8 protein-coding genes are annotated in these 6,830 nt (G+C 35.9%); 5 read left to right on the forward strand and 3 right to left on the reverse strand.

Translation table 11 applies throughout. The annotated features are described in order from the left end of the window. A partial coding sequence (locus tag WBM70_RS02350; RefSeq protein ID WP_424556910.1) for an SPASM domain-containing protein occupies positions 1 to 328 on the forward strand: 328 nt, incomplete at its 5' end. Here WBM70_RS02350 and WBM70_RS02355 read toward each other — a convergent pair. The 3 genes from WBM70_RS02355 to WBM70_RS02365 all read right to left on the reverse strand — a co-directional run bounded on the left by WBM70_RS02355 (position 325) and on the right by WBM70_RS02365 (position 2,286). Next, entirely contained in the window at positions 325 to 882 is a 558-nt protein-coding gene (locus tag WBM70_RS02355) for a YSC84-related protein (RefSeq protein WP_424556911.1), read from the reverse strand. The genes WBM70_RS02350 and WBM70_RS02355 overlap by 4 nt on opposite strands. A 128-nt stretch (positions 883 to 1,010) precedes the next feature. Beyond that, complete coding sequence (locus WBM70_RS02360; protein ID WP_424556912.1) at positions 1,011 to 1,562, reverse strand: YSC84-related protein; 552 nt, start codon at positions 1,560 to 1,562, stop codon at positions 1,011 to 1,013. A gap of 172 nt (positions 1,563 to 1,734) precedes the next feature. Next, positions 1,735 to 2,286, reverse strand: a complete 552-nt coding sequence (locus WBM70_RS02365) for a YSC84-related protein (RefSeq protein WP_424556913.1) — start codon at positions 2,284 to 2,286, stop codon at positions 1,735 to 1,737. Between the two features lie 66 nt (positions 2,287 to 2,352). Between WBM70_RS02365 and WBM70_RS02370 the strand changes: the two genes are divergently transcribed. From WBM70_RS02370 to WBM70_RS02385, 4 genes are all read left to right on the forward strand, one after another. Next, the gene (locus WBM70_RS02370; protein ID WP_424556914.1) at positions 2,353 to 2,637 is read left to right on the forward strand and encodes a hypothetical protein; all 285 of its coding nucleotides are present in this window, start codon (positions 2,353 to 2,355) and stop codon (positions 2,635 to 2,637) included. Positions 2,638 to 2,644: 7 nt separating this feature from the next. Then, a complete protein-coding gene (locus tag WBM70_RS02375) occupies positions 2,645 to 3,559 on the forward strand; it encodes a histone deacetylase family protein (RefSeq protein WP_424556915.1) in 915 nt (304 codons plus the stop codon). 70 nt (positions 3,560 to 3,629) lie between these two features. Next, complete coding sequence (locus tag WBM70_RS02380) at positions 3,630 to 5,264, forward strand: efflux RND transporter permease subunit (protein WP_424556916.1); 1,635 nt, start codon at positions 3,630 to 3,632, stop codon at positions 5,262 to 5,264. Then, a partial coding sequence (locus WBM70_RS02385; protein WP_424556917.1) for an efflux RND transporter permease subunit occupies positions 5,264 to 6,830 on the forward strand: 1,567 nt, incomplete at its 3' end. The genes WBM70_RS02380 and WBM70_RS02385, both read left to right, overlap by 1 nt.

Genomic DNA, 6,830 nt, shown 5'->3' on the forward strand with positions numbered 1-6,830 from the left:
AGAGAGGCCAAGATCCATACGTTTGGCATCTAAAGTACTTGTACATTTTGATAATTATTTTGAATGGCCATCTTTAAATAATCAGAACTACGGAGATGGCACTTGTCAGGGCTTACAATCCCATATAGCTGTTTTAGCCAGTGGAAAGGTAGTACCTTGTTGTTTGGATTGTGATGGCATTATAGAACTTGGAGATTTACATAAAAATACACTGGATGAGATTTTAACTTCAAAACGTGCAGTGAATATGTTAGAGGGATTTAAAGAGGGCAAAGCTATCGAAGAGCTTTGCCAGAAGTGTTCTTATAAAGATCGGTTTAATACTTAGTCAGCATCAGGTGTAATTCTTTCGAATCGTGTACCTTCAAATGTAAAGTTACCCATCATACCTTTTGAGTCAAACACAAAGCCAACCAAATTTGATCCAAAATCTACATCATCAGCTTCTTCTTCTGCATTATAGTCAAACATAGCAAGATTTACATCTATCTCACTTTCCCAATCATCATCATTCATGAATTTTTTAAGAGCTTCATCAGATGTGATAGCAATGATCAAAGAAAACTCTTGTGCTCCCATCGTGAAACCGGCCGATACAGATGCAATGCTATAATAGCTATTTGACACACCATTTATACGTAACGCACCTTCACCATACATACCACCTATAAAAAATCCTGCTTCTCTTACTTTTGGAAAGATCACATAACCTTTTGCATTGTCTAAAAATCTTTTTCCACCATGCACTTCTTTGTAAAATTCCAAGAGTGCTTTATCTGCATCATTGTCAATTTCTTGTGCAGTGTCTATTGATGCCATTGAGGCTGTACTAAATGCCAATAGCATAATGAGTAAGAGGGGTATAGATTTAAGTATTTTCATTACTAGTCCTTGATTTTTTTATTTTATCGTTGATTATAACATAAAAATACAGGTCATATAATTATGTATAAAGAGTTAAGAAGCAAAGCTCTTTAGAGCTTTGCAGAAGTTTTTTTTGAAAGAGTTATTTAAGGGTTAATTCTCTTAAATCTAGTACCTTCCATAGTAAAGCTACCAAGCATACCTTTTGCATCATACACAAAAGCGACCATGTCATCTTCAAAATCAGTATCATCAAGTTCCTCTTTTGAGTTCCATTCTGCTATCGTTATTTTACCATCGACATCAGTTTCCCACTCATCATCATCCAAAAGGAATTTATTGAGTGCAGCATCTGAAGTAAAAGCTATGATCATGTGATGCATTTGTGCACCCATTTGAAAACCAACAGAAGCAGAAGTGATACTATAATAAGCTTTAGAAGCGTTACCTACACGTAGTACACCTTCTCCATATTTACCGCCAAAAAAGAATCCTGCTTCTTTTACATCAGGAAAGACAAGATAAGCTTTTGCATGCTCCAAATATTTTTTTGAACCTTTTACTTCCTTATAAAATGTTCTAAGCGCATCATTTGAATCATTTTCGATTTCACTTTTAGAGCTTAAAGTTGCCATTGACTGTGTGGTAAATGCTAAGAGCACAACAAAGAGTAGAGGTAGAAACTTAAGTTTTTTCATAATTTGTCCTTAATTGAAATTCGTTAATTATATCACATTATATAAGTTATGCAGATAGATGAAGGTACTAAAAAGAAAAAAAATAGTAAAAAGTAACTAAAAAGGATTTAATATAGATTGAGGAGGTTTGATGGAGAAGTTTTCCATCAAACGTGATAATATGAAAATTGAATTAAGGGATGATCTTTTTAAACTTTGTACCCTCTATACTCACACCAGCCATTAAACCCTGTTCTCCATACATGAATCCTATAATTGGTTTTTCATAGCTTATGGATGTGATATCTTTCATTTTCCCCCAGTCTGCTATGATCACAGAACCATCTACCCCAGCTTCCCATCCGTTACTGTTCATAAAATTATTTAAAGATTCTTCTGAAACAAAGGCAATAAGTACAGAATGCTCTTGAACACCTGCTTGATAACCTATGGATGCAGATGTCATACTGTAAAAGTGTTTTGTACTACCATTCACACGTAATGCACCTTTTCCATACTTTCCACCAATGATAAATCCGCCTTTATATACAGAAGGGAAAACAAGGTAACCTTTTACTTTCGAAAGAAATTTCTCTCCACCTGGAACCTCTTTTTTAAATTTTTTAATGGCCATATCAACTTCTGCATTAAGTTTCTGTGCATTAGCTTCTGCAAATACGAGTGGACTAAAAGCTAAAGAAATGAGAATCAATAGCATCATTGGGTTAAGTTTTTTAATATTCATGTGTATTCCTTATAAAAATTGTCATATTATATCTTATAAAAATAAAGAAATTGTGTAGGAGCATTTATGGAAAAGATAACTATTAAAGCGTATGCAACAAGACATAAATTGAGTATATTTAATGTTGTAAAAATGAGTAAATCGGGTCAGGTACCAACTGAAACTGTTATGGAAAATGGTAAAGAGGTGGTGTATATCTTGATAGATGATGCTATAGAGAATGAGGTGAGAAGAGGTATCGTAAAAGAAGGGAATCAGGAACCTTATAGTCTTCGAAAAGAGAATGAACGACTTAGAAAAGAGATACAAAAATTGAAAGAGGAGGTAGAGGTACTTAAAAATAGAGTATAATAATGATATGAAAGTAGCTTATATTACAGATGATGTCTATCTAAAACATGACACTGGTACAATGCACCCTGAATCTCCACAACGTCTTAGAGCAATTAATAGAGCCATTGAACCATTACGTGATTCATTAATATTGAAATCTCCCATAAGTGTTTCAGGGCGTATCTTAGAATTTGTACACCCGTCTGAACATATAGAAATGATAAAAAATGTCAGTGCATATGGTGGAAGTATTGATTCAGATACCGTTTGCAGTATAGATTCCTATGATGCTGCAATAATGGCTGTAGGAGCAGGGACCGTTTCATTGGACGGCATAAGAGCAGGTGAATTTGAACGGGCATTTTGTGCGGTAAGACCTCCAGGTCATCATGCCACACCTATGCAAGCCATGGGCTTTTGTCTCTTCAATAATATAGCCATTGCTGCACGTTATGCACAAAGCATAGGATATAAAAAAGTGATGATCATTGATTTTGATGTACATCACGGTAATGGGACTCAAGATACATTTTATGAAGATGATTCAGTTTTCTATTTTTCTTCACATCAAGCATATGCATATCCAGGTACAGGAGCAGAATCAGATAAGGGTAGCGGGAAAGGTGAAGGTTATACATCAAACTTTTTAATGATGCCTGGAAGCAGTGACAGTGAATTACTTGATATTTATGAAAATAACCTGCCTCCATGTATAGATAGCTTTAAACCTGACATTATACTGGTCTCTGCAGGTTATGATCTGCATGAAAGTGATCCTTTGGCACAACTTAATGTGACCACTGAAGGTATAAGAAGAATTGTCAGAATGATCTTGGACAGTGCAGATGTGCCTTTTGTATTCTTCTTAGAAGGCGGATATAATGTAAATGCATTGGGAGAAAATGTAAAAGTGACACTAAAAGAAATGATGGTGGAATAAATATTAATTTTAACACGATTCTTTAATTAATATTACTTATATTTATGTATATAGTTGATATACTTCTCAAATGGAAGTGTATAAAATAAAAAATATTGCCGGACATCTCGCAAAAGGGTTTTTAAGTAACCCTCTTACCCCTGTTATAGCCATTGCTATTTTACTTTTAGGTTTTATTTCATTGGAAATTATGCCTAGAGAAGAAGACCCTCAGATAGAAGTGAGTGGTGGTTCTATTATCGTTGCTATACCTGGTGCTACACCCAGTGAGATCACGAATGTCATCGTCAAACCTCTTGAAAGACGTATACGTGAGATCAAAGGGGTAGAGCACATTTACGGTACAGCCATGAATAATGCAGGTATGATAAATGTACAGTATTACATCGGTCAGAACAGAGAAGAATCTAACCTCAAACTATATGATAAAGTGATGCAGAACATGGATCAACTTCCCAAAGGTACTATGATGCCTTTGGTAAAACCTTTTGATATAGATATAGATATCCCTATACTTACTGTAGCATTTTATAAAGCAGGCAATGCAGACATCGATACGATAAAGCTTTATAAGATCATACGTGAACTTCAACAAGATATTAATGCCCTTGATAATGTAGCAAAAACCACACTAAAAGGTGTGAAAAGACCACAATTTAATATCTTGGTCGACCTACATAGACTTGTTGCTTATAATATCTCTTTAGGTCAAGTAACCCAAGCTGTTAAATCTATTTCTATGAATGCCCCAGAGATAGATACAACAACTTCTACAGGTAATCTTGTTGTTTTTGGTGTCCAAAATGCCTTAGATGATGTAGACGATCTTAACGAGCTGATTATTGCGCAGTATAGAGGATCACCTATCTATCTGAAAAATATTGCCAAAGTGGAATATAATTATGATATTCAGAATTTTGACTCTGCGAGTATAACGTACCAGGAAAGTATGGTAGGGAAAGAACATTCTGATGATGAAGTAAAAGATGGTCCACTCCTTTTCCGTGATGCTGGTGATCAGATCACTATGACCATCGCAAAACTAAAAGGAACAAATGCTGTTAAAATAGCAGAAAGAGCTATAGAAGAGATCCAAAAAAATAAAGAAAAATTGTTGAAGAATGGTGTTGGTTTTATCGTTACACGTAATTATGGTACAAGGGCAAATGAGGCAGTAAATGAACTTGTACACCATCTGGAGATCACGATACTTATTATTGCATTGATCTTAGTACCTTTTCTTGGTTGGAGGGAATCACTGGTTGTGACCATTGCAGTACCGATGATTCTTGCGACTACACTTTTCATCGCATTGATGACAGACCAAACTATTAATCGTATTACTCTGTTTGCATTTCTTTTGAGTCTGGGATTGATCGTTGATGATGCGATCATTGTAATAGAGAACATACACAGAAGGCTGCATCTTAAAGAGTCTGAAGAGCTTGAATTTGATGAGATCATCATTCAGGCAACAGATGAGATAGGTCCTTCCACAAATATCGCTACTATTGCTATTATGCTCACGATGATACCTATGGGGTTTGTTGGTGGTATGATGGGACAGTTTATGAAACCCATTCCTCTTAATGTACCTGTAGCACTTGGGATATCACTTTTTGTTGCTTATGTATTTGCACCATATCTTGCACGTAAATTTATCAAGTTTGAGAGTCATCCTAAGCTTGATAAGGAAGTGAACTGATGAAAAATATTGTTCTCAAAATTATTAACAGTAAGCGTAATAAGTGGATCGTCACCCTCATCGTTCTTTTTTCTATGGGAGCTTCAGTGATGATGATCCCAACAAAACTGGTACTTGCACGTATGCTTCCTGGGAAAAGTGCTAACACGATGACTATCTATGTTGACACAGCAACAAATGCATCAGTTCAAGAGACAGAATCGGTTACGACATGTATAGTAAACTACCTGAAGGGCGAAAAAGAGATCACAGATATGGAAGTATATCTGGGGCAGGGGGCACCACTTGATTATGCAGGTCTTGTCAAAGGTAGTGCACTAAAAAGATTGAAAAACCAGGCAGAAATTGTCCTTAACTTTACAAATAAGAATGATCGGGAAGAGCCCACTTATATGATGGCACATCGTTTACGGCCTCTCATCAAAAAAGAGTGTGGAGATATAGTCCCTAATACATCTATTAAATTCACAGAGATGCCAGCTGGCCCTCCTACTTTGGCAACGATCGTTGTAGAACTTTATAATCCAGATCCAAATGCATTACGAAAAATGGCAACTCAGGTCGCATATATACTTGAAGACACAGAAGGATTGGTTGATGTAGACGTAATGCAGGATGATATTTACACCAAGTATAATCTTGTACCGGATAAAGAGAAGATCATACTGAGTGGACTTAATGTTGAGCAGGTCAATCAGATCATCTATCTTGCTTTTAAAGGGATGCCGATAGCTGAGAAAAATACAAAGAATCAGCAAGACCAAATCCCTATTTTTCTGAGACTTAATAATGAAACACGGCATGTAGAAGCAGATACAAAAACTTCATTGCTCAGTAAGCTAGTTTCATTGGAGCTTATGAATGATAAAGGAATGATGGTACCTATAAGTGAAGTAGTTAATATAAAAAGTGCGGATTCTAGTCCTACGATCTTTAGAAAAAACCTTAAAAATATGGTTACTATCACTGCAGAATGTGATATGGTGAGTCAAGTGTATCCTCTACTTGAAGCCAGAGAAAAGATGTTAGAGGTACTTAAATCAGACTACAATATGAGTAAAGTACCAGGGATCAATACCTACATGTTCGATCTTATTGCGGTAGATAAACAGACTGGGGATGAAATACTCATACGTTGGGATGGTGAGATGAAAGTCTCGTTAGATACTTTCCGAGACTTGGGTGGTGCTTTTATCGCTGCATTGGTATTAATGTTCTTGTTAATGGTTGTCTATTATAAATCATTTGCTTTGAGTGGTATTGTTCTTATTGGTAGTTTCCTTTCTATTATAGGGGTTATTGTAGGACATTGGGTCACTGATAAGATATCACTTTATGCCGCTGATACGCATTTCTTTTTGACGGCAACATCTCTGATAGGTTTTATCTCACTCATGGGGATCAGTGCAAGAAGTTCTTTACTACTCATAGACTTTTCAAAGTCATTGATCGCAGAAGAGGGGATTGAAAAGAAAGAGGCTATAGCTATGGCCACAGCAACACGTGCAAAACCGATCATGCTTACAGCTATAGCCATTATATTAGGAAGTTTGTTATTAGCAACAG

This window comes from Sulfurovum sp., from assembly GCF_049668085.1.
Classification (GTDB): domain Bacteria; phylum Campylobacterota; class Campylobacteria; order Campylobacterales; family Sulfurovaceae; genus Sulfurovum.

Coding starts and splice junctions, on each gene's coding strand:
- WBM70_RS02355 (WP_424556911.1), bottom strand. CDS start 882: ATGAAAATACTTAAATCTATACCCCTCTTACTCATTATGCTATTGGCA.
- WBM70_RS02360 (WP_424556912.1), bottom strand. CDS start 1,562: ATGAAAAAACTTAAGTTTCTACCTCTACTCTTTGTTGTGCTCTTAGCA.
- WBM70_RS02365 (WP_424556913.1), bottom strand. CDS start 2,286: ATGAATATTAAAAAACTTAACCCAATGATGCTATTGATTCTCATTTCT.
- WBM70_RS02370 (WP_424556914.1), top strand. CDS start 2,353: ATGGAAAAGATAACTATTAAAGCGTATGCAACAAGACATAAATTGAGT.
- WBM70_RS02375 (WP_424556915.1), top strand. CDS start 2,645: ATGAAAGTAGCTTATATTACAGATGATGTCTATCTAAAACATGACACT.
- WBM70_RS02380 (WP_424556916.1), top strand. CDS start 3,630: ATGGAAGTGTATAAAATAAAAAATATTGCCGGACATCTCGCAAAAGGG.